Origin of the sequence: Croceibacterium sp. TMG7-5b_MA50, from assembly GCF_039830145.1 — a bacterium.
GTDB lineage: Bacteria > Pseudomonadota > Alphaproteobacteria > Sphingomonadales > Sphingomonadaceae > Croceibacterium.
Genome location: NZ_CP156082.1, coordinates 1,320,126 through 1,343,261, shown reverse-complemented (window position 1 = coordinate 1,343,261; position 23,136 = coordinate 1,320,126). Strand labels below are relative to the sequence as shown.

Genomic DNA, 23,136 nt, shown 5'->3' with positions numbered 1-23,136 from the left:
CCGACGGCGTGTCGCCACATTGCAGCGGGGTGAACAGGCTGCTAAGCGCGCCGCCTGTTCGTGCCGGGATACCCGTCGCGGCCGTGAACCGCGTCTACTCGAAGGGCCGCATGCCTTGACCGCCATGCAAGGGGAAGAGCGCACCTCCGCCAAGCTGAAGCTTGCGGCCGGCGCCGTTGGCATCGTCTTCGGCGATATCGGCACCAGCCCGCTTTACGCCTTCCGCGAGACATTCGTCGGCCCGCACAAGCTGACCATCGACGACGCGCATATCCTGGGCGTCGTCAGCCTGATCTTCTGGTCGATGACGCTGATCGTGTCGGTCCAGTACGTCACCATCCTGATGCGCGCGGACAATCGCGGGCAAGGCGGGACGCTGGCGCTAGTGACGCTGATCAGCCAGCATATCGGGCGATCGCGCTGGCACTGGTACACACTGATGCTGGCGGTGTTCGCCACCGCCCTGTTCTTTGGCGATTGCATGATCACGCCCGCCGTCTCCGTCCTGTCGGCGGTGGAGGGGTTGACCGTGGTGCAGGATGGCCTTGACCCCTTCGTCATCCCCATCGCGCTGGTGATGCTGCTGGCCCTGTTCTTCATCCAGAAGAGCGGCACAAGCCGGGTGGGCACGCTGTTCGCGCCGATCATGATCGTCTATTTCGTGACGCTGGCGGTGCTGGGGGTGTTCCACATCGCCACGGCGCCCGGGGTGCTGGTGGCGCTGAACCCGTGGTATGCGGTGCAGTTCTTCATGCTGGACGGCTGGCTGGCGTTCCTCGCGCTCGGCTCCGTGGTGCTGGCGGTGACCGGGTCGGAGGCGCTGTATACCGACATGGGCCATTTCGGCCGGGGGCCGATGCGGCTGTCCTGGTTCGGCTTCGTGATGCCGGCGCTGCTGCTGAACTATTTCGGGCAGGGCGCGATGATCATCGGCATGGGCGATGCCGCCGCGGCGGAGGCGATCCGCAACCCATTCTTCGTGATGGCGCCCGAGGTACTGCGCCTACCGCTGGTGCTGCTGGCCGCCGCCGCCGCCTTCATCGCCAGCCAGGCGGTAATTTCCGGCGCGTTTTCCGTCACGCATCAGGCGGTGCAGCTGGGCTACATCCCGCGCCTGACCATCCACCATACCAGCCAGCAGCACCAGGGGCAGATCTACATTCCGCTGGTCAACTGGACGCTGTGCATCGCGGTGATCCTGCTGGTGCTGTTCTTCCGCAATTCCTCCAACCTCGCCAGCGCGTACGGCATCGCTGTGACGGGCGCGATGCTGATCGACACCTGCCTCATGGCGGTGCTGCTGTTCGCCGTGTGGAAGTGGAAATGGTACCTGTGGGTGCCGGTCGCGGCCCTGTTCTTCATTGTCGACGGGGCGTACTTCCTGGCCAATGCGACGAAGATCCCCAGCGGCGGCTGGTTCCCGCTGCTGGTGGGTGGGCTCGCCTTCATCCTGCTGACCACCTGGTCCAAGGGGCGCCGCCTGATGCGCGCCCGCATGGCGGAGGTGAGCCTGCCGCTCGACATCTTCGCCAAGAGCGCGCGCAATTCCACCGCGCGCGTACCCGGCACGGCGATCTTCATGCATTCAGGCGCCAGCGGCACACCGTCCGCGCTGCTGCACAATATCAAGCACAACAAGGTGCTGCATGAACGCGTCGTGGTGCTGACCGTGCAGATCGCGGAGGTGCCGTTCGTCGACGGCGCTGACCGGTTCCAGGTGGCGGAGCATGGTGACGGCTTCTACTCCGTGCGGCTGAGCTACGGCTTCATGGAGGAGACGGACGTGCCGGCGGCGCTGAAGGCATTGAGCCGCGCCAAGAAGGGGCCGGACTATATCGAGCCGGAGCCGCAGCGGATAGAGATCGGCGGCGGTCCGTTCGAGATGATCCAGACCAGCTTCTTCCTGTCGCGGCAGACCCTGCTGTCGGCCGAGCGCCCGGGCATGGCGATCTGGCGGGAACGGCTGTTCGCCTGGATGATGCGCAATGCGGCGACGCCGATGCAGTTCTTCAACCTGCCAACGAACCGGGTGGTCGAACTGGGCAGCCAGGTCGAGATCTGACGCGGGCGGTCACGCGGAAGGGGCCCGGCGATCTGACGGGGCAGCACTAATCCGGCGCTTGAAGGTACGGGCGGCTTGCTCAGCCGCCGGAACAGCTCAGCTGTTGAGCAGTGCCAGCTGCACGCGGCCGGAACCGGCGCGGCGCAGGCCGATCCGCTCGGCCGCGGCGGTGCTGAGGTCGATCACGCGATTGCCGTGGAACGGCCCGCGATCGTTGATGCGGACGATCACCGACTGATCACCGCGGCTCACCCGCACCAGGCTGCCGAAGGGCAGCGTGCGGTGGGCGGCGGTCAGCTCGCCCGGATCGAACGTCTCGCCGCTGGCGGTGGGCCGACCGGCAAGGCCGGGTCCATACCAGCTGGCCACGCCGCCATCGATGGCCTCTCCGGCATCCTCGACAACCAGATCGTCCTCGATCTGGAACCGGGGCAGGTCGGCATCGTTAGGGGCGATGTAGGACGCGGGCAGCGGCTGGGCCACTTCCTCGGCGCGCAGCGCCTGCAGCGACGTGCCGGCAGCAGCCAGGGCCAGTGCGGCCAGCGCGATCCGCTTCATGGTGTGCAATCCCTCCATGTCCATGGACGGGATAGGGTGAGTTGCTCATGTCAGGAACCCGGGCGGGCTCCACTCAACCCGTGCCTTGCTCCATTCATCGGTTATGCAGGAACGAAGCGTTCAGGCGTTTTTCGGCTCATCGCGGCTGCTACTCACCTCGCCGCAGGTGAGGCGAACCAGGGCAGGGCGCGCCTGCCCCGGCGATTCGATCAGCGTCCGTCCCGCTTGGCCAGCAGCTTCAGCCGCAGGGCGTTCAGCCGGATGAAGCCGGCGGCGTCCTGCTGATCGTAGGCGCCGGCATCATCCTCGAACGTGACATGTGCTTCGGAATACAGGCTGTTCGGCGACTTGCGGCCGACCACACTCGCCATTCCCTTGTACAACTTCAGCCGAACCGTGCCGCTGACCTGCGCCTGCGAATGGTCGATCGCGGCCTGCAGCATCTCCCGTTCCGGCGCGAACCAGAAGCCGTTGTAGATCAGCTCCGCATAGCGGGGCATCAGCTCGTCCTTCAGATGGGCAGCGCCGCGATCCAGCGTGATCTGCTCGATGCCCCGGTGCGCCGCGGCGTAGATCGTGCCACCCGGCGTTTCGTACATCCCGCGGCTCTTCATCCCGACGAAACGGTTCTCCACCAGATCCAGGCGACCGATGCCGTGCTTGCGGCCGAGGTCGTTCAAGGCCGCCAGCAGCGTCGCGGGGCTCATCGCCTCGCCGTTCAGCGCGGTGCCGTCGCCCTTCTCGAAATCGATCGTGATGTATTCCGGCTGGTCGGGCGCATCCTCCGGGTCGACGGTGCGGCTGAAGACGTAGGACGGTACCTCCTCCCACGGGTCTTCCAGCACCTTGCCCTCCGACGAGGTGTGCAAGAGGTTCGCATCGACGGAGAACGGGCTTTCGCCGCGCTTGTCCTTGGGCACGGGGATCTGGTGCGCCTCCGCCCAGGCGATAAGCGCGGTGCGGCTGGCAAGGTCCCAGTCCCGCCATGGGGCGATCACTCGGATATCGGGGGCGAGGGCATAGGCGCCCAGTTCGAAGCGGACCTGATCGTTGCCCTTGCCGGTGGCGCCGTGGGCGACCGCATCGGCCCCCGTCTCACGCGCGATCTCAACCAGCCGCTTGGCGATCAGCGGGCGGGCAATGCTGGTGCCCAGCAGGTAATCGCCTTCGTACCGGGCGTTGGCGCGCATCATCGGGAACACGAAGTCGCGCACGAATTCCTCGCGCAGGTCCTCGATATGGATGTGCTCGTCCGGCACGCCCATCAGCTTGGCTTTGGCGCGGGCCGGCTCCAGCTCCTCGCCCTGGCCCAAATCGGCGGTGAAGGTCACCACCTCGCAATTGTACGTCACCTGCAGCCACTTAAGGATCACGCTGGTGTCGAGACCGCCGGAATAGGCAAGGACGACGCGCTTGATGGGGGGCTGGGTGGTCATGCGAAGGCTCCGGTTGGCGAGATCGCGGCGCGCCTATCAGCCCGGCCCGTTCGCTGCAATCCGCGCGGCGCCCATGCGCCTCCGGTCAGATTTGCGCCGCGCCAAGCTGCGGGTTCAGTTGGGCTACATGGTTCAGCCACGCACGTGGTTTGCGCAGCAATTCCCGCGGGTAATCGACCCGCAGCCCTGCCAGTTCGGCCAGCCGGCCGACGAAGTGGATGCAATTGCGGCTGTTCAGATCGTAATAGCGGCCGGGCGCGTTGCGCCACGCCTCGACCTCGGCCCGCATCCGGCGAAAGGTCGCATCGGACACTGTGATTGAGAAGTGGCGGTTCGTCCGATCGATCTGTCGCTGCTCCTCCGTCATCACGATGTGCTCGACCGGGCCGGACAGGATCGCGGGCGTGACCCGGCGGGCGGAAAAGCCCCAATTCTCGCTGATGGGGGTACCGGTATCGTCCAGTCGCCCTTCGAACACGACAAAGGTATGCGGATAGCGGCCGACCAACACCGATCCATTGAACGAATGAAAATGCGCCGTCACTCGCGCCTGTACGGTCGTCGGCAACAATGCCAGCACAACCAGCAGCAGCGGGGCAAGACATCGGGCCAGGCCCGGCGGACATGTCATAGGGCGGCAGACTATGACCTGTCACTTTGTGTGGCAAGGCAGGTTGCCATTACCCGCCTGGCACAAATCATACCATTTTTGAACTGTCGCATTTCGGCGGCATTGCGCCAGGCAATCCGAAAGTTGCGATATCAGACAAAAATTGCAGCCGCGCATAAGCAAGTCTTGCGCCCGGTTAAAATTCGATGAACAACCAGCTCATTGCTTCTCCGGGTCGTGCCCTGGGAGAGCCGCGCAGCGGACGGGCACGGGGGGCGTTCACTTCGATGGGGGAAGGCGCATCATGCGTAATATCGAACATCTGACGAGTAAGGTTGCGAATCCCGATGTCCTGGGTTGCGGCTGCACCATGTGCATGGAGAAATCCGGCAGCGTGCTGACAGCCGCTTTCACCGGCGCGCAGGATGCGGTCATGGCGGCCGCCCATGCCAGCATCGCCGCTGCGATCGCGGAAGGAACAGTGTCCGCGCCCGCCGAACTGCTGGTCGACGGAACCGTGGCCCCCGGCGAAGACCAAGTCTACACGATCACCCTGACCGCGGGCGAGACGTATCTGTTCAGCCTGTACGGCAATGGCGACAGCCCGCTGTCCGATCCCCTGCTGGCGATCTTCGGCCCCAACGGCAACCTGCTGGAGCAGGATGATGACGGCGGCGCGGGCGTCAATTCGCTGATCACGCTGACCGCGACCGTCACGGGCACCTACTACCTTCTCGCCACCTCCTTCGATCCCACCGCAGGGGGCACCTTCACGCTGGACTCGGTCCAGGCGCCGGATGGGGACGTAGTCGGCGACACGTTCGTGAATGCCCCGGTGATCACCATCGGTGGTCCGGTCGTCTACGGCTTCATTGACGAAAGTGACGCGGTCAGTCCGTACGGGTCGAGCTTCAACGAGGTTGATACCTACCAGTTCGCGGCCGTTGCCGGCACCTATGTCACTATCGAGATCAGTGGCGGCGCCGATTACGAGACCGATCCTTTCGACCTGCGTCCGGGCGAACTCGACACCATCGCCGTCATCTATGACGCCGAAGGCAATCAGATCGCCGTGAACGACGATGTCGCCTTCCCCGGCGATGTTTCCTCGCGCGTCAGTTTCCTGGTGCCGGAAACCGGGACCTACTTCCTTGATGTGACGTCCTACCGGGGATCGACCGGCGGCTTCTCCATCACCAGTCAGGCCGCTGACCTGTCGGAGGTCGATCCGCTCGAATCCATCATCTGGGACAATGCGGCCAACGTTCCCGTAGGCGAGGACAACACCGTCTACGTCTACTTCGCCACCGCGGGGGAGACCTTTGGCGAGCTGGCCGATGACGGCACCAGCCCGCTGCCGTCGTTCGGCTGGAACGAACGCGAAATCCAGCAGACAATGCTGGCGCTGACCGAATATACCAAGATCCTGGGCATTAATTACGCCATCACGGACAATGTCGAGCAGGCGACATTCCGCCTGATCACCACGACCAGCGAACAGTACGGCGCCTACTTCTACCCGCAGGATCCGGCCTATGGCACGCAGCAGGGCATCGGAGCCTTCAACGTGGACAGCGGCGGCTGGGACAAGGAAGGCTTCTCCGGTCAGAACTTGGCCGGCGACCAGATCAGCCTGGAACAGGGCGGTTACGCCTTCAGCGTCATCCTGCACGAATTCGGCCACGCGCATGGCCTGGCGCACCCGCATGACCGGGGCGGCGGGTCCGACGTGATGCTGGGCGTGTCGGGGTCGACCGGTTCCTACGGCGTGTTCAACCTGAACCAGGGCGTCTACACCGTGATGTCCTACAACGATGCGTGGGACTTCCACCCGGACGGCCCGACGCCGTATTCCCTCAGCAATATCGACAGCGGCTGGTCCGGCACGCTCAGCGCATTTGACATCGCGGCGCTGCAGGAACGTTACGGCGTGAACAATCCCTTCGCGCAGGGTGACGACGTCTACCTGCTGGGTGACGCGAACGATGCCGGCACCTATTACGAGACGATCTGGGATACCGGCGGGGTCGACGTCATCCAGTACAACGGCACCAAGGCCGCGCAGATCGACCTGCTGGCCGCGACCATCGACTATTCGCCGACCGGCGGCGGCGTCGTGTCGTTCGTCGACAACATCTGGGGCGGCTACACCATCGCGCGCGGCGTGGTGATCGAGAACGCGACCGGCGGTGCCGGCAACGACGTGCTGCTGGGCAATGGGGCCAACAACGTCCTGACCGGCAATGATGGCGACGACACGCTGCTGGGCCGCGAGGGCAACGACACGCTGTATGGCGGTCGTGGCAACAACACGCTGACCGGTGGCGCCGGCAACGACACCTTCGTGGTCAGCGGGGCGTTCCTCAACGCCAGCTACGCCACGATCACCGATTGGGAGGATGGCGACAGCTTCCGGATCGACACGCTTGGCGGTGGCCGGGTGCGGTACGAGGAGGTCGAGGGCGACACGATCGTCTACGCCAACAACGTGGCCGTGGCGACGATCCTCGACACCGGCGTGTACGAGGTACTGGCATCGCAGGAATACCAGTTCCGCGTCGCCTCCATCTCGGTGGTGATCGACGGCGTGGAAGCGGGCTTCACCGCCTACGGCACCGCGCAGGCGGACACGCTGAATGCCCGTGCGGGCCAGTTCAACAACATCAGCGGGCTTGGCGGCGACGACATCATCAACGGCAAGAGCGGGCAGGACTTCCTGTTCGGCAATGGTGGTGACGATCTGCTCGACGGTGCGGGCGGCGACGATTCGCTGTTCGGCGGTGCCGGCAACGACACCCTGCTGGGCGGCAATGGCGCCGACACGCTGGAAGGCGGCAACGGCAACGACATCCTGGATGGCGGGCGCGGGAACGACATCCTGTCGGGCGGCAACGGGGCGGACACGTTCCGCTTCAGCGGCGCCAACCAGGGCGTCGACCGGGTGCTGGACTTCGACGTGACGGAAGACCGGCTCGCCCTCGGCGTGCCCATGCGGCAGGTGACGTTCCAGGACAGCACCGAAGGCGCGCAGATGTTCTTCCGCGGCGAACTGGTCGCCGACTTCATCGGCGTCTCCGCCGCCGACATGATGGCGTCCGTCATGCCTGCCGCCGGCGCGCCGGGTTCCGGCAGCAACGCCATGATGCTGAACGAAGCCTGGGCCTGATCGAAGGCCTGATCGGATCCAGTCGGCGGGTCATGCCCGCCGGCCGGCCAGGAATGTAACGGCGAGCGGCCGGTCCGGGAACGTCCGGCCGGCCGCTTCCTGTTTCAGGTGCCGAGCAGCGCCCGTTCCCCTTCCGCGATGTAGTCGCGGGTGAGGGGCAGGGCGTCGCGGTCCAGCACATATTGCAGCTGGAAATTGCACATCGCCCCGCTTTCGAAGGAGGTAGCCGCCCCGGCGAGGTAGAAAGTCCACATGCGGAAGAAGCGTGCTCCATGCAGCGCCTCGATCTCCGACCGGTGGGCCAGGCAATTGGCGTACCAGGCGTGCAGCGTGGGGGCGTAGTGCCGTCGCCAGACCTCCACGTCGGTGGCGATCAGGCGCACCTTCTCGCTGGCGGTGACGATCTCGCTCAACGCGGGGATGTAGCCGCCGGGGAAGACGTGCCTGGCGGTGAACGCGTCGGTCCGGCCGGGGCCGCCCATGCGACCGATCGTGTGCAGCAGCATCACGCCGCCCGGCGCCAGCAAATGAGCGCAGCTGCGAAAGAAGGTGGTGAATTGCGGCTGGCCGACATGTTCGAACATGCCGACCGACACGATCCGGTCGAAGCGGTCCCCGCGTTCGGCCAGCAGGCGGTAATCGACCAGTTCGAACCGGACACGGTCGGCGACGCCCGCCGCGTGCGCCCGTTCCCGCGCCAAAGCGAGCTGTTCCTGGCTGAGCGTGATGCCGGTGACGAAGGCGCCGGTGCGCTGTGCCAGGAAGATCGCCATCCCGCCCCAGCCGCAACCGATATCGAGCACGTCCATGCCCGGTTCGATCGCCAGCTTGGCGGCGATATGAGCGAGCTTCGCCTCCTGCGCTTGCTCCAGCGTCATGCCGGGCCGTGGCCAGTAGGCGCAGCTATATTGCATATGCGCCGCGTCCAGCATCAGGCGGTAGAGCGGATTGCCGATGTCGTAGTGATGCGCGACGTTGCGACGTGACGAGCCGGGCCGGTTGAATCCTTCCAGCAGGTGTCCGACCCGCCGCCGCACGCGGCGCGTTGGCGAGGGCGGGGCGAGGTCGCGCTTGTCTTCCCAGCGGTTGTTATGCCGCAGCAGCGTGACCAGCTGCATGATGTCGCCGCGTTCGATCCCGACGCGCCCGTCGATCCACGCCTCCGCAAAGCCGAGCCGCATGTCGCGCAGCGTATCGCGGGCCACCTGCGGGTCGGCGAAGCGTATCGCCACGTCGGGGAAAGCGGCGGCAGGCGTGCCGAAGGTGCGGGTCGTGCCGTCGGCAAAGGTCACGGCAAGGGTGCCCTGCCGCACCATGGCGTCCAGCACGCGGGCGAAGATGCGTTCCGACAGGGTCATGCGCGCGTCACTGCGGCGATGGTGAGGTGCTGCTGCCTCAATGCTTGCCTCCCTGCTGTTGCGGCGCGGTATGGCGATACGGACGCGCTGCAGAGCCTGTCAATCGGAGGGTGTGGCATGCCGTTCATCCCAACCTGTGCCTGACGATCCCGGCGAAGATCGCCGCCGCCTGGGGCAGTAGCGCATCGTCGAAATCGTAGGCCGGGTGGTGGCACATCGCGCTGTCCTGCCCCAGGAACAGATAGGCACCGGGGGCAGCCTGCAGCAGCAGGGCCATGTCGTCCGTGAAGGGGTAGGGCGGATGGTCGCGCACCACGCGACCCTGCCCCAACACCTGCGCGGCAATGGCGGCGGCGTGGTCGGCGGCGTCCGGATGATTGACGCATGGCGGCACCTCCGCCTGGGCGCGGCAGGTGATCGTGCAGCCGGTCAGCGCGGCGATGCCGGTGCAGGCCTGCTGCAACCGGTCCCACAACAGCGCCAGCACATCGGGCTTCAGCGCGCGCAGGGTCCCGCCGAGCGTGGCCGAGGCGGGGATGATGTTGTGCGAACTGCCCGCCTGCAGCGAGCAGCACGTGACGAGGCCGCTTTCCGCCGGATCGAGGTAGCGCCCGGCGATGGAAGAGATCTCCACCGCCAAGCGGGCGGCGGCCTGCAACGGATCGACCGCCTTGAAGAAGGCGGCGCCGTGGCCACCCACACCTTCCACCAAGATGTCCCAGATTATGTAGCCGTTCAGCACCGGGCCGGTGCGGATGCCGGCGGTGCCGGGTGGCAGCAGCGGCATGTTGTGGAAGGCGTAGACCTCGTCGAACGGCCAGCGGTCGAGCAGGCCGTCCGCGATCATGGCGCGGGCACCCTGGCCGTTCTCCTCCGCCGGCTGGAAGATCAGCACGACCCGCCCACTGGCGGGTGGATGCGCGGCGAGGTGCTGCGCCACCCCCAGCAGCGCGGCGGTATGGCCATCATGGCCGCAGGTGTGGGCGACGCCCGGCACCGTGGAGTGCCAGTCGCGCCCGCCTTCGTCCGTCATCGGCAGCGCGTCCATGTCGGCCCGCAGCGCAATGGTGGCGCCGGGCCGGCCGCTGTCCACCACCGCTACCACTCCCGTCCCGCCGATGCCCGTCGCCGGATCGAGCCCGCAAGCGCGCAGCCGTTCCGCGACGAAGGCGGCGGTGCGGTGTTCGGCAAAGGCGAGTTCGGGGTGGCGATGCAGGTCGCGCCGCCACCCGGTCATCACGGGGGCGAGATCGTGCAGGTCGGCGGGGATGGTCATGCCGGAGGCTGTAGCGGGCCGGGCGGATGCGTGCCAGTCACCGCAGGGCAGCCGCCTTGTGCCTGACCGGCGTGAACCGCATCGTGGCGCGTGGGGTGTCCGCGCCCCGCTCCATGCTGCACATCGCGCGCTTGCTTGCGACGGCAGGGACGACCGGCGCCGGCGCGATGAAGGGCGGCAGAGCGGGCGCGGCGCTGGCGAGGAGCACGGCCAGCGGGGCAAGGTCCGGGGGCGGTGCCGCCGGCAGCGAAGTTGACACATCTGACACTGTCCCAGGCGATGCCTGCCGCCCGGTCTGCGCGTCCACCAGCCGCCAGGCGGTATCGCGCCAGCCATCCCACAGCGTGCCGGCCTGTGTGCGGGCGCGGATCGTGCGGTTGCGCCTGATGCGGCGGATGTTGGCGTAATATTCGTCGGAGCCGGGTTGCGGCCGGGGCCCGGTCGGCTCCGGCTGCTCGATGTCGGCATGCGCCTCCTCCCGGATGCGGGTGGCGGCGGCCTCCGCCTCCTCCGCCTGTTCGGCAGCGCCGTTGATCCAGCCTTGCAGGCCGTGCTTGCGCACCACGATGTCCTGCCACAGGCTCTCGACCTCCGCCGCATGGGCGAGTGCGCCGGCCCGGTCGCGCGGCAGCAGATCATCGGGCCGGGCCAGCAGTTCGGGCGGCGGGAGTTCGCCGGCGACACGGGCCAGCACTTCATCGAAGCGGGCGGCATCGGCGCGGGCCACCGGCGCCTCCGCGGCGCGGTCCAGCCGCGCCAGATGGGCGAGCAGCAGGCGATTGTCGTACCGGCGGCGGGTGCCGACCACCTCGCCGCGGAACCAGACATCCTCCTCCTGCCCGTCCAGCGCGCGATCGGCCAGGATCTGCTCCGCCTCCTCCCGCGCCAGCACCAGGGGGCGGCCCAGCCGCGCGCGAACAGCGGATCGCGGCGACGATGGCAATAGGCCGCCTCCGGCGAGAGGCCGACGGCGGCGCAGGCGCGGCGGACATTGCCGCGCGCGGCCAGGCTGTCGAGGAAGCGGGTGGTGCGTTCGGGCGTCCAGCCGTCATGGCGGATCGTTGCAGGGGCGGGTTGCGGCGTCATGATTCGCGGGTGTCTCCGGTCTGGGGAGCGGGTGGGCGAATCGGGCCTATTATGCAGATGGGGGCGTGTAGGACAGCCGTGGCGCGAGGCGTCGCGCCATGCCCCTCCACCACTCGCTGCGCGAGCGGTCCCCCTCCCCATCGGTGATGGGGAGGATCAAGGGTGCGTGACTTTGCGGGGCGTTTGCGTCAACGCGGGCCGCAATGCACGGGAACGGACATGATGGCGCGGCGATCCTGTCGGCGTATCGCGCCACGCGGCGGCGGCGGGAGCTGATCCTCGCCGGCATGGTGGTGCTGGGGCTGGCGGCGTTCCTGCTCGACATCTCCACCGGGCCGTCGCCCTTGCGGCTGGCGGATGTGGTGCTGGGGCTGTTCCGTCCCGACCAGCTGACCATGCCGGAAGTAACCATCATCCGGCAGGTGCGGCTGCCCTATGCCCTGATGGCGCTGCTGGTGGGTGCGGCGCTGTCGCTGGCGGGCGCGGAGATGCAGACGATCCTGAACAACCCGCTGGCGAGCCCGTTCACGCTGGGCGTGTCGAGCGCGGCGAGCTTCGGCGCGGCGCTGGCGATCGTCAGCGGCATCAGCCTGCCGTTCGTGCCGGCGGACTGGATGGTGCCGTTGAACGCCTTCATCGCCGCCTTCGCATCCGTGCTGCTGCTGGAGGCGCTGGCGCGCAGCCGCGCGGCGGGCACCGAGGGTGTGGTGCTGTTCGGCATCGCGCTGGTGTTCACCTTCAACGCCGCGGTCGCGCTGCTGCAGTTCGTGGCGAGCCAGGAGGCGCTGAGCCAGCTGGTGTTCTGGACCATGGGCTCGCTCGGCCGGTCGACCTGGGGCGGGCTGGCGACGCTGGCGGTGGTGGTCGCCGCCGTGCTGCCGTTCAGCTGGCGCGCGGCGGATGCGCTGACCGCGCTGAGGCTGGGGGAAGACAGGGCGCGCAGCTTCGGCATCGATGTCCGGCGGTTGCGGCTGTTCAGCCTGCTGCGCATCAGCGCGCTGGCGGCGACGGCGGTGGCGTTCGTGGGCACGATCGGCTTCATCGGCCTGGTCGGCCCGCACATCGCGCGGATGCTGCTGGGGGAGGATCACCGGTTCCTGCTGCCCGCCTCCATCCTGACGGGCGCGGTCATCATGTCGCTGGCGAGCGTGCTGTCCAAGGTGCTGGTGCCGGGCGTGCTGCTGCCCGTCGGGATCGTCACCAGCCTGATCGGGGTGCCGGTGTTCCTCCTCCTGATCCTGCGGCGGCCGAACCGTGTCTGACGGGCTGGAGATCACCGGCCTGACGGCAGGTTATAGCGGGCGCGCGATCATCGGCGGGCTGGACCTGCCGGAGCTGCGGCCGGGGACGGTGACTTCGCTGATCGGCCCCAATGCAGCGGGCAAGACGACGCTGTTGCGCGCGCTGGCCGGGCTGCACCCTGCCACCGGCCATGTGCGGTTGGGCGGACAGGAGCTGCTGTCGCTGCCGCTGGTGGAGCATGCGCGCGCCGTCACCTACATGCCGCAGAGCCTGCCGCAGCGCGTGGCGCTGAGCGTGCTGGAGGCGGTGGCGGGCGCCTTGCGCGCCAGCCCGGTGGAGGGGCCGACGCTATCCGACGCGGCGCTAATGGCGCGTGCGCTGAAGGTGATCGAGCTGGTCGGGATCGGGCGCAAGGCGCTGACGGGCCTGGATCACCTGTCGGGCGGGCAGCGGCAACTGGCCTCGCTGGCGCAGGCACTGGCGCGCGGGCCGCGCGTGCTGCTGCTGGACGAGCCGATCAGCGCGCTGGACCTGTATTATCAGCTCCGCGTCATGAAGCTGGTGCGGCAGCTGGCGGCGGAGCGCGGGATGATCGTGGTGATGGTGCTGCACGACCTCGCCATTGCGGCGCGCTGGTCCGACCGGGTGGTGGTGCTGCACGAAGGGCGGGTCATGGCCGATGGCGCCCCGGCGCAGGCGATCAGTGCCGGTGTGTTGGCGGAGGTCTACCGCGTGGCCGGACGGGTGGAGCAGGATGGCGCCGATCTGCGCGTGCTGATCGACGACATCCTGCCCTGATCCTTACTGCTTGGGAGTGATGCGCATCACCGTGTCGCCATCCTCGCCCGCGGCCTGGCCGGACTTGACGGAGGCGTAGACCACGCCCGGTTCGCCCAGCGTGACATGGTTGGCCATCGGCGCAGGGCCGAGATTGGCGACGATCTTCCCATCCGCATCGGTGACGGTCACGGTGCCCGCGCCGCGGCTGGTGACATAGGCCTGCTTCGTCGCCGGATCGAACACCACGTTCAGCGCGCCGGCGCCGACGGGCGTGTCGGCGATCACCGCGCCGGTCTGGCCGTCCAGCACCAGCAGATTGTCCGTACCCTGCGCCGCGACATAGATGCGGCCGGTGGCGGGATCGTGCGAGACGCCGATCGCACCCTGCGCGCCCGGCAGCGGGAATACCTTGCCCACCTGGCCGCTGGTCGTGTCGATCACCGCGACCTCTGCCGAGGAGAGGCTGACGACGTAGAGGCGGTTGTTCGCCGCATCGAGCGACAGGCTGGCGCCGCCGAACGCCTCGCCGCGCTTGCCCGACTGGATCTGGATAGGGGCGAGCGGCTCCATCGTGGCGGTGTCGATCACGGCCACATAGGGCTCGTTGGTGGCGGCGACATAGGCCTTGCCCGCGTGGACGCGCACGTCGCGCGGGTGGGCGACGGCGCCGGGATCGAACTGCTTCACCAGCGACAGATCGGCCTGGTTGTAGACGGCGACGGTGTTCTGGCGGGTGTTGGTGACCCACACGGTGCCGGCGGCATCGTCCACGCCCACGCCGTAGACGGCGAAGACACCCGGTTCACGCGCCGGCTGGCCGGGGCGGGGCGCCTGCGCCGGGGCGGGCGCGGGGGTCACGCGGGCTTCCACCGCCAGCGTGTCGGGATCCATCTTCACCAGTTCGGACTGCGTGACCGGCGGGCGGCCGACGGAGGTGGTGACGAAGATCGCGTCCGCCTTCGGGCTGTAGGCCGTCTGGTAGATGCCACGCGCGGCGACGCCGCTGGCGATGGTAAAGCGGTCCTGGCCGGACAGCGGCACGTCCGGGCTGACCTTCAGGTCGGCGACAAGCGCGGTGTAGGGCGCCGAGGTAACGGCGACGATCGGGTGGTTGCCGCTGACCGCGCCGGCGGGGACGGCGACGGTACCGGTGATCGCGCCCTCGGTATCCGCCGTCAGCGGGGTGCCGAGCGGGGTGGTGCCGATCATCAGCGTGACCTGCTGCCCCGGCTCGAACCCCTGGCCGCTGACCGTGACGGTGGAGCCGGCCTTGATCGGGGTCATCCGGTCAGGACCGGAGAAGCTGATCCGCGCCTCCGCCGTGCGGTCCAGCGTGGAGAACGCGTCCTGTGCATGGACGGTGCCCGACAGCAGGCAGGTGGCGGCGAGCAGCGACAAGCCGGCGCGGCGGAAGGTGGGCAGCATGAGGACTTACTCCTGAGGTGAAGCGGCCGAAGAACCGGTGAGGGGCCCCGTCCAGAAAGTGCCGCGATAGGGCACGGCCAGGAACCGGGTGTTGATGGTGTCGAGCGTGGCGGCAGGATCCAGGTCGGCGAACAGGTCCGGGTGCAGCCACCGGGCGAATGTCTCCACCGCCACGATGTCGAGCGGGGAATTGATGAGCTGGTGCGAGAAGCCATAGGCGCGGCCCTGCCGTACGGCGGTGAGGCCGGCGATGCCCGGCCGCTGCGTCACGCGGCGCAGCGCGGCCTGCGCCTGGGCCGGCGTGACCCCCGCGCCCAGCACCAGACCGTTGGCCTTCGCCAGATGCGGCCCGCCGGTGCCGATATAGATCGCGGGATCGCGGCTGATGACATATTCAAGGTTCAGCTTGCCGAAGCTCTGCTCGATCACGTCAGCGCCGATATTGTGCCCGCCGACAAAGGCGAGGTAGTCGCCGATATTGCCGCGTCCCGGGCTGTTGCAGCAATCACCACCCATGCCGGCATGCGCCTCCAGGAAGACGGTCGGCCGGTCAGTGGCGGGGAGGGTGGCGACGGCGGTGGCGATGCGGTCCATGTGCTGCTTGCGGAAGGCGATGAATGCGTCGGCCTGCTGTTGCCGGCCGGTGACTTCGCCAAGCAGGCGCAGGCTGCGTTCCAGGTTCTGGAGCGGCTGGACGAAGAAATCGACCACCGCGACGGTGATGCCGGCCCCTTCAAGCTGGGCGATCTGCGCGTCCGTGACGCCGCTTTCCAGCGACAGCAGCGCGAGTTGCGGGCGCGCGGCGAGCACCTGTTCAAGATCAAAGCTGCCGGCGGAACTCGCCACCTTGGGCAGGGTGGCGAGGGCGGGGCTTTTCGCCAGGAACTGCTGGTAGGTCTCGTCGCCCAGCCGGTTCACGTCCTGCGGCCAGGCGACCAGCAGCGATCCGGGATCGGGATGGATCAGCCCGAGCGCGACGAGGTAGCGTGAATCGTCAATGGCGATGCGGCTGACCGGGCCGTTCACCCGCACCGGCCGGCCACGCACATCGACAAGGGTGGTGGAGGCACTTGCGTCGGCTTGCGGCGCATCGGCCTGCCGGCAACCGGAGATACCGAGCCCAGCCAGCGCGAACGCGAGCAGGGCGGTGGTCACGCCCATGCGAATGGTCATCTTGCCCCGTCCCCCCTGATGCTGCAGGCTGCATGCGCCTTTTGCCTAAATGATAATGATTGTAAAGAACGTGATGACGCAGCCTGACGATTGTTTCCGCCTGCCGGGTGCGACCAGCCAGGTCGTCGGCGAGTACCGGATCGACCTGCTGGTGCCCGAAGGACCGGCGCCCGAGGGCGGCTGGCCTTCGGTATGGCTGCTGGACGGGGCCGGTTGCTTCGGCACCTGTGTGGAGGCGATGCGGCGGATGAGCCGGCGGAGCGATGCGACGGCGGTCGTGCCGCTGGTGATCGTCGGCATTAGCGCAGCCGACGGTGATCGGGCACGGCGGCAGCGGGTGTTCACCTCGCCCATGGCGGACCGGCCGGAGGCCGGCGGGGCGGAGGCGTTCCTGCGCTTCCTGCTGGAGGAGGTACGGCCGCAGGTGGCCGCGCGCGCGCCGCTGGACGAGGGGCGCACGACCCTGTGGGGGCATTCGCTGGCCGGGTACTTCACCCTGTGGGTGCTGGCGACGCACCCGCGATCCTTCCGCAACTATGCCGCGATCAGCCCGTCCACCTGGTGGGACCGGCCGGTGCTGGAGGCGGGGCTGGCGCGTGCGCCAGGCGATCGGCGCGCGCTGGTGTGCATCGGCGAGTGGGAGGATGCGCTGCCACCATGGCAGGCGAGCGCGCCCGACGCCGCGAGCGCGCTGGCCCGGCGGCAGGCGCGGCAGATGGTAGCGGGGGCGCGCGACATCGCCGCGCTGCTGACGGGCGTGCTGGGGGAGGAGCACGCGCAGTTCCGCCTGCTGCCGGAGGAGGACCATGCATCGGTGCTGTCGGCGGCAGTGCCGCGGATGCTGCGGATGGCTTCCGGGGCGTAAGGAGAGGGACTTGACGTAATGTTATCCCGGACTTGATCCGGCATTTCTGACGCTGCACCCAAAGGTTCAGCGGGGCCCCGGATCAGGTCCGGGGCGACGAGTGGTTGCGACGGCGAGCGCGAGCTTACGCCGCAGCCGCCTTCACGAAGTCCCGGATCAGGCCGGGGTCCTTTACGCCCGGTGCAGTTTCCACACCTGAGCTGACATCCACCAGCGGCGCGCCGGTCTGGTGCACGGCGTCGGCGACGTTGGTGGGATTTAAACCGCCGGCAAGTCCCCAGGGCATGAAGGGGCGGAAGCCCGTCAGCAGCGACCAGTCGAGCCGCAGGCCGTTGCCGCCGGGCAGCTTGCTGGCGGGCGCGTCGAACAGCAGGAGGTCGGCGGTGCCTTCGTATTTGCGCGCGCGTTCCAGCGCGGCGGCATCGCGCAGGCCGAACGCCTTCCACACGCCGATGCGGGTCTGCCCGCGCAGCAGCGCCAGCCATTCGGGCGTTTCGCGCCCGTGGAACTGGATGATGTCCGGCCGGATGGCGGCAATCGCCTCCAGCGTGGGTTGCGGTTGCTGGTTCACCAGCAGCAGCACGACCTTGACGCGTTCGGGCACGCGGGCGCGCAGCCGGGCGCCGTCCGCCAGAGAGACGTGGCGCGGGCTGTCGGGATGGTGGACCAGGCCGATATGGCTGGCACCGGCAGCCACCGCCGCGTCGATCGTGTCGGGCGTGCTGAGACCGCAGATCTTGACGGCGGGTGCCGGCACTACAGGGTCGCCTCGATCGCGCGGGCGGCGGCGAGCGGGTCGGCGGCGCGGGTGATCGGGCGGCCGATCACCAGCACGGAGGCGCCGGCATCGCGGGCCGCGCGCGGCGTGACCACCCGCTTCTGGTCGCCCGCCCGATTGCCGGGCAGGCTGTCGGCCGGGCGCAGGCCGGGCACCACCAGGAACCCGTTCTTCCACCGCTGGTGGACGGCGGCGACCTCGTGCCCGGAGCAGACGATCCCGTCCACACCGGCCTCCTGCGCCAAGTCGGCCAGGCGCAGCACTTGGTCATGCGCGCTGCCGCCCACCCCGGTCTGCGCGAGGTCGGCATCGTCCATGCTGGTCAGCAGGGTCACGGCGACTACCTTGCAGCGTTCGCCGGCGGCGGCCTTCGCATCCTCCATCATCGCACGCCCGCCAGCGGCATGGATGGTGACGATCGCCGGTTCCAGCACATGGATCGCCTGCATCGCGCGGGCGACGGTGTTGGGGATGTCGTGCAGCTTCAGATCGAGGAAGATCGGCATGCCGAGCTGTGCCAGCTCGTGCACGCCGTGGTGGCCATGCGCGCAGAAGAATTCGAGGCCGAGCTTCAGCCCGCCGACATGGCCGCGGACCTTGCCCGCCAGCGCGACCGCCGCATCCAGCCGCGGCAGGTCCAGCGCAAGAAAGACGGGGTTGGTCAAAGTGGCTCTCCGAAAGGATGCGGTGTACCGGCCGGGGCCGGGTCCGCCGAAGCGGTCGCGGTCGCGGTCACGGGTGTGGCGGCGATGGGGGTGTCCGCGGGCGCTGCCATCGCGGCGGTCCGCACGCTGCTTTCCAGCGAGGCGATGCGCCGCTTCAGGTTCCACACCCGCGCGCGGTGCAGCAGCCACATGGGGGCAAGGCCCGCGACGAAGGCGACGATGACCAGCGCGGGCAGGCGGGTTTCCAGCACGATGTTGTCCCAGATGCGCAGTTCCACCGGCGTCCAGTTGGTCACCGCGAACAGCAGCAGCGCCGCCAGCAGCAGGACCCACAGAATGGTGCGCATGATCCGCATCGGCCTTCGCTCCCTTGTCAGGCGGCGCCAAACACCCGGTCGAAGATCCGGTCCACCTGCGCGAAGTGATAGTCGAGATCGAAGCGTTCCGCCAACTGGTCAGCCGACAGCGCCGCAGTCACTTCCGGGTCAGCCTGCAGCAGCTGGAGCAGCGACAGCCTGCCATCGCTTTCCCACACCTTCATCGCGTTGCGCTGCACCAGCCGGTAGGAATCCTCCCGGCTGACCCCCGCCTGCGTCAGCGCCAGCAGCACGCGCTGCGAATGGACGAGGCCGCCCATCCGGTCGAGGTTCGCCTGCATGCGGTCGGGGTAGATCACCAGCTTGTCGACGACGCCGGTCAGGCGGGCGAGCGCGAAGTCCAGCGTGATGCAGGCATCGGGCCCGATGAAGCGCTCGACGCTGGAATGGCTGATATCGCGTTCGTGCCACAGCGCCACGTTCTCCATCGCGGGGATCGCGGCGGACCGGACCATGCGGGCAAGACCGGTCAGGTTCTCCGTCAGCACCGGGTTGCGCTTGTGCGGCATGGCGCTGCTGCCCTTCTGGCCGGGGCTGAAATACTCCTCCGCCTCCAGCACCTCGGTCCGTTGCAGGTGGCGGATCTCGACCGCCAGCCGTTCGATGGAGCTGGCGATGACGCCCAGCGTGGCGAAGAACATCGCGTGCCGGTCGCGCGGAATGACCTGGGTGGAGATGGTTTCGGGCTGCAGGCCGAGCTTCTCGGCCACGAATTCCTCCACCTCCGGCGCGACATTGGCGAAGGTGCCGACCGCGCCGCTGATGGCGCAGGTGGCGATCTCCGCCCGCGCGGCCAGCAGGCGGGCGCGGTTGCGCGCAAATTCAGCGTGATAGCCCGCAAGCTTCAGGCCGAATGTCACCGGTTCGGCATGGATGCCATGGCTGCGGCCGATCGTGGGGGTGTACTTGTGTTCGCGTGCGCGGCGTTCCAGCGCGGCGAGCAGCGCGTCCATGTCGGCCAGCAGCAGGTCGGCCGAGCGCGCGAGCTGCACCGCCAGCGTGGTGTCGAGCACGTCCGAACTGGTCATGCCCTGGTGCATGAAGCGCGCCTGGTCGCCCACCTGCTCCGCCACCCAGGTGAGGAAGGCGATCACGTCATGCTTGGTCACCGCCTCGATCGCGTCGATCGCAGGCACGTCGATCGCCGGATCGGTCCGCCACCAGGCCCACAACGCCTCCGCCGCGCTGGCGGGGACGACGCCCAGCTCGCCCAGCTTCTCCGTCGCCAGCGCCTCGATCTCGAACCAGATGCGGTAGCGCGCCTCCGGCTCCCACAGGGCGGTCATGGCGGGGCGGGAATAGCGGGGGACCATCGGGCGTAGCTCCATCGGCGAGGGGCAGGCGGGTGAGCGCGCCCGTTATGGCGCAGGGGTCCGCTTGGCAAGGCGGCGCGGGCGATTGCCACGGGGCCGCTGGCGTGGTTCTATGCGCGCCAGACGGGGATTACGGGGACTTATCAATGCGATTTGGGGGCAAGCTGCCGCTGGTTTCGGCAGCGGTGATGATGTGGGCGGCCGGCGCGCCGGCACTGGCGGGCGAAACGGTGCTGTACCAGCCGGCGCCGGGTTGGGTGGAGGTGGCGAGCCTGCCCGAAGGCCGCAGCACCACGCCGCTGCAGATCTGGGACGAGCAGCACCGGATCGAGGACGGCCGCCTCTGGAGCTATGCCGAGCAGGCGGTGCGGATCGACAGCCCGCAGATGCTGAGCGCCGCGGGCACGCTGCAGGCATCGTGGCTGCCCGACAAGGGCGACCTTATCATCCATCGTGTCGCGATCATGCGCGGGGGCGAGGAGATCGACGTTGTCGCCGGCGGCGCGACCTTCGACGTGCTGCGCCGGGAGATGCAGCTGGAGCAGCGCAGCCTGGACGGCGCACGCACCGCGACCCTGGCGGTGCCCGGCCTGCGCGTGGGCGACGTGCTGCGGCTCGCCTTCTCCATCACGAAGGCCGATCAGACGCTGGATGGGGAAGTGCAGCAGATCAGCCCGCTGCCGGCCAAGCCGATGGAGGCGGCGTTCGGACGGCTGCGCATGTCCTGGCCCGAGAACGCGCCGGTACGCTGGCAGGTCAGCGACGGCGTGACCGCGCCCGAGGCAAAGACGCAGGGCGGCTTCGTCACCGTGGAACTGGCATTGCCGCTGGCCGAGCCGGCGCCGATGCCGGAGGATGCACCTGTCCGTTACCGCATGCCGCGCCTGATGCAGGCCGGCACCTTCGCCGACTGGGCGGAGGTCAGCCGGATCATGGCGCCGCTTTACGCGACGGACGGCGTGCTGGACAGCAATCAGGCACTGACCGCACAGGTGGCGGCGATCCGGGAAGGGCACGCCGGCGAGCTGGAGCGGGCGGTGGCCGCCCTGCGCCTGGTGCAGGACGAGATCGCCTACCTCGCCAACGGAATGAACGGCGGCAATTACATGCCGCAGGCTCCCGGCGAGACGTGGACCGCCCGCTATGGCGACTGCAAGGCCAAGACGGTGCTGCTGCTGACCCTGCTGCGCGGTCTGGGGATCGAGGCGGAGCCGGTGCTGGTGTCGAGCCAGGCGGGCGACGGGCTGCCGGGCATGCTGCCGCTGCCGGGGGCGTTCGACCATGTGATCGTTCGCGCGACGGTCGCGGGCACCGATTACTGGCTGGACGGCACCAGCAGCGGCGCCAGCCTGGCCGTGGTGGAGGAGGTGCCGGCCTTCCACCATGCCTTGCCGCTGCGTGACGAAGGCGCCGACCTGATCGCCATGGCACAGCGGCCGCAGACCAGTTTCGACCAGCAGGGCCGCGTCACCTTCGACCATCGCGCCGGGCTGGACCTGCCGGTGCTGGTGGAAGGGGAATGGAAGGTGCTGGGCGCGGCGGCCGGCGCGTTCCGGATGATCGATGCGCAGGCGACGGAGGAGCAGCGCAAGGAGTTCGCGCAAGGCTTCGTCAGCAACGTGCTGGGCGAGGCGGCGGTGGTGGACAGCGCCATCACGGTCGACAGCGCGGCCAATGCCGCGACGCTGTGCGCGACGGCGCTGATGACCTCGCCGTGGCGGTGGGAGCGTGGACGCGGATCGCGGAGCGTGGACCTGCCGACCAGCGGTTTCGAGTTCCGCCCGGACCGCGCCCGATCCGCCTGGCGCGACATTCCGGTGGTGCTGCCCGGCCCCTATTGGCAGCAGACGCAGATGACGGTGCTGCTGCCCGAGAGTGGCAGCGCGGCATACCGGCTGGACGGCAAGGACAGCTTCACGCAGGAGATCGCGGGCATGCGGCTGGCGCGGCAGGCCACGCTGGACGGCTCCACGCTGATCGTGACAGACAGCGCCGGCTGGCCGGGCGGTGAACTGGCGCCCGCGGCGGCGACCGAGGCGCGCGGACAGGCGAGCCGGTTCGGCTCCACCACCCTGACCCTGCGCGCGCCCGACGGGGTGGAGCGGCGCTTCGCGTTTGCGGGCAAGGCAGATCGTACGCGGGTCGCGCCGATCGAGGCGGCCTATGCCAAGCTGATCGCCGACGACCCCGACGAGGTGGAGGGATATCGCAACCGCGCGCGATTCCGCCAGATGACCTACGACTTCGCCGGCGCGAAGGAAGACCTGACCCGTGTGATCGATCAGGAGCCCGATGCGGATACCCTGCTGTGGCGGTCGCGGTTGCATGCCGATCTGGGCGAGATGGAGCTGGCGCTGGCCGATGCGGAGCAGGCATACGAGCTGAATGGCGACATGGCCGCGGTGGACCAGCGGGCGACGCTGATGCGCTACATGGGGCAGGTGGAGGAGGCGATCGCGCTGATCCACGATTATGGCGGCACCAGCGAGGAGCAGCGGAACTTCGCAGCCATGCTGAGCGACCTGGACGCGCAGGCCGGCCGCAAGCAGGAAGGTCTGGACCGGCTGGATGCACTGCTGGACGAACGGCCGGACGATCCGGCGCTGCTCAATGCCCGGTGCTGGTATCAGGCAATTTGGGATTTCAACACGCAGGACCTGACCGACATCTGCACCAGGGCGCTCGAATCAGCGGATTGGTCGCCACCGGTGCTGGACAGTCGCGGGTTCGCCAATTTTCGCCTGGGTCGTCTGCCCGAGGCGCTGAAGGACCTCAATGCCGCGCTGGCCGCCAGCCCGGAGATGGACGGATCACTGTTCATGCGCGGGGTCGTTCGCCGCGAGATGGGCGATACCGGTGGCCAAGCCGACATAGCCGCGGCGTTGGCGCGCGTACCGTCGCTGAAGCGGTATTACGCCCTGTACGGGATCGAAGTGGACTGAGTGGTCGGGGAGTGTCGAACCGCG

General features: G+C 68.5%; 18 protein-coding genes. 6 read left to right on the top strand and 12 right to left on the bottom strand.

The window, feature by feature from the left end:
• Nucleotides 1-124 precede the first annotated feature (124 nt).
• The gene (locus tag V5740_RS06540) at nucleotides 125-2,062 is read left to right on the top strand and encodes a potassium transporter Kup (protein WP_347304460.1); all 1,938 of its coding nucleotides are present in this window, start codon (nucleotides 125-127) and stop codon (nucleotides 2,060-2,062) included.
• A 96-nt stretch (nucleotides 2,063-2,158) separates the two neighbouring features.
• Here V5740_RS06540 and V5740_RS06535 read toward each other — a convergent pair whose 3' ends face one another.
• The 3 genes from V5740_RS06535 to V5740_RS06525 form a co-directional block, all read right to left on the bottom strand.
• A complete protein-coding gene (locus V5740_RS06535) occupies nucleotides 2,159-2,638 on the bottom strand; it encodes a septal ring lytic transglycosylase RlpA family protein (RefSeq protein WP_347304261.1) in 480 nt (159 codons plus the stop codon).
• Nucleotides 2,639-2,829: 191 nt separating this feature from the next.
• Nucleotides 2,830-4,056: an argininosuccinate synthase gene (locus tag V5740_RS06530; protein WP_347304260.1), complete on the bottom strand. Its 1,227-nt coding sequence runs from the start codon at nucleotides 4,054-4,056 to the stop codon at nucleotides 2,830-2,832.
• 85 nt (nucleotides 4,057-4,141) lie between these two features.
• Nucleotides 4,142-4,687 carry a hypothetical protein gene (locus V5740_RS06525; protein WP_347304259.1) on the bottom strand — a complete coding sequence of 182 codons (546 nt, stop codon included), beginning with the start codon at nucleotides 4,685-4,687 and terminating at the stop codon, nucleotides 4,142-4,144.
• A gap of 355 nt (nucleotides 4,688-5,042) precedes the next feature.
• Between V5740_RS06525 and V5740_RS06520 the strand changes: the two genes are divergently transcribed.
• Complete coding sequence (locus V5740_RS06520) at nucleotides 5,043-7,832, top strand: pre-peptidase C-terminal domain-containing protein (protein ID WP_347304258.1); 2,790 nt, start codon at nucleotides 5,043-5,045, stop codon at nucleotides 7,830-7,832.
• A 104-nt stretch (nucleotides 7,833-7,936) separates the two neighbouring features.
• On the opposite strand, the gene V5740_RS06515 is transcribed toward V5740_RS06520, so the two are convergent.
• From V5740_RS06515 to V5740_RS06505, 3 genes are all read right to left on the bottom strand, one after another.
• Nucleotides 7,937-9,190: a cyclopropane-fatty-acyl-phospholipid synthase family protein gene (locus tag V5740_RS06515; RefSeq protein WP_347304257.1), complete on the bottom strand. Its 1,254-nt coding sequence runs from the start codon at nucleotides 9,188-9,190 to the stop codon at nucleotides 7,937-7,939.
• 124 nt (nucleotides 9,191-9,314) lie between these two features.
• Nucleotides 9,315-10,466, bottom strand: coding sequence for an amidohydrolase (locus V5740_RS06510; protein ID WP_347304256.1), 1,152 nt, complete (start codon nucleotides 10,464-10,466; stop codon nucleotides 9,315-9,317).
• 37 nt (nucleotides 10,467-10,503) lie between these two features.
• Complete coding sequence (locus V5740_RS06505; RefSeq protein WP_347304255.1) at nucleotides 10,504-11,409, bottom strand: hypothetical protein; 906 nt, start codon at nucleotides 11,407-11,409, stop codon at nucleotides 10,504-10,506.
• Between the two features lie 346 nt (nucleotides 11,410-11,755).
• Here V5740_RS06505 and V5740_RS06500 point away from each other — a divergent pair, with 346 nt between their 5' ends.
• Entirely contained in the window at nucleotides 11,756-12,814 is a 1,059-nt protein-coding gene (locus V5740_RS06500) for an iron ABC transporter permease (protein WP_347304254.1), read from the top strand.
• A complete protein-coding gene (locus V5740_RS06495; protein WP_347304253.1) occupies nucleotides 12,807-13,592 on the top strand; it encodes an ABC transporter ATP-binding protein in 786 nt (261 codons plus the stop codon). The genes V5740_RS06500 and V5740_RS06495 overlap by 8 nt, the downstream gene beginning before the upstream one ends.
• A gap of 3 nt (nucleotides 13,593-13,595) precedes the next feature.
• Here V5740_RS06495 and V5740_RS06490 read toward each other — a convergent pair whose 3' ends face one another.
• Complete coding sequence (locus V5740_RS06490) at nucleotides 13,596-14,999, bottom strand: hypothetical protein (RefSeq protein WP_347304252.1); 1,404 nt, start codon at nucleotides 14,997-14,999, stop codon at nucleotides 13,596-13,598.
• A 6-nt stretch (nucleotides 15,000-15,005) separates the two neighbouring features.
• Nucleotides 15,006-16,172, bottom strand: coding sequence for an ABC transporter substrate-binding protein (locus tag V5740_RS06485; protein ID WP_347304251.1), 1,167 nt, complete (start codon nucleotides 16,170-16,172; stop codon nucleotides 15,006-15,008).
• Nucleotides 16,173-16,221: 49 nt separating this feature from the next.
• On the opposite strand from V5740_RS06485, the gene V5740_RS06480 reads away from it, so the two are divergent.
• Complete coding sequence (locus V5740_RS06480; protein WP_347304250.1) at nucleotides 16,222-17,037, top strand: alpha/beta hydrolase-fold protein; 816 nt, start codon at nucleotides 16,222-16,224, stop codon at nucleotides 17,035-17,037.
• A 124-nt stretch (nucleotides 17,038-17,161) separates the two neighbouring features.
• Here the strand turns inward: V5740_RS06480 and V5740_RS06475 are convergent, their stop codons facing one another.
• The 4 genes from V5740_RS06475 to purB are packed head-to-tail and all read right to left on the bottom strand — an operon-like array spanning nucleotide 17,162 to nucleotide 20,170.
• Entirely contained in the window at nucleotides 17,162-17,794 is a 633-nt protein-coding gene (locus V5740_RS06475; protein WP_347304249.1) for a phosphoribosylanthranilate isomerase, read from the bottom strand.
• On the bottom strand, nucleotides 17,794-18,480 hold the full coding sequence (pyrF, locus tag V5740_RS06470; RefSeq protein WP_347304248.1) for an orotidine-5'-phosphate decarboxylase: 687 nt from the start codon (nucleotides 18,478-18,480) through the stop codon (nucleotides 17,794-17,796). The genes V5740_RS06475 and pyrF overlap by 1 nt, the downstream gene beginning before the upstream one ends.
• The gene (locus tag V5740_RS06465) at nucleotides 18,477-18,827 is read right to left on the bottom strand and encodes a LapA family protein (protein WP_347304247.1); all 351 of its coding nucleotides are present in this window, start codon (nucleotides 18,825-18,827) and stop codon (nucleotides 18,477-18,479) included. Before V5740_RS06465 ends, pyrF begins: the two co-directional genes overlap by 4 nt.
• Before the next feature lie 26 nt (nucleotides 18,828-18,853).
• Entirely contained in the window at nucleotides 18,854-20,170 is a 1,317-nt protein-coding gene (purB, locus tag V5740_RS06460; RefSeq protein WP_347304246.1) for an adenylosuccinate lyase, read from the bottom strand.
• Nucleotides 20,171-20,316: 146 nt separating this feature from the next.
• On the opposite strand from purB, the gene V5740_RS06455 reads away from it, so the two are divergent.
• Nucleotides 20,317-23,112, top strand: a complete 2,796-nt coding sequence (locus V5740_RS06455; protein WP_347304245.1) for a DUF3857 domain-containing protein — start codon at nucleotides 20,317-20,319, stop codon at nucleotides 23,110-23,112.
• Nucleotides 23,113-23,136 lie beyond the last annotated feature (24 nt).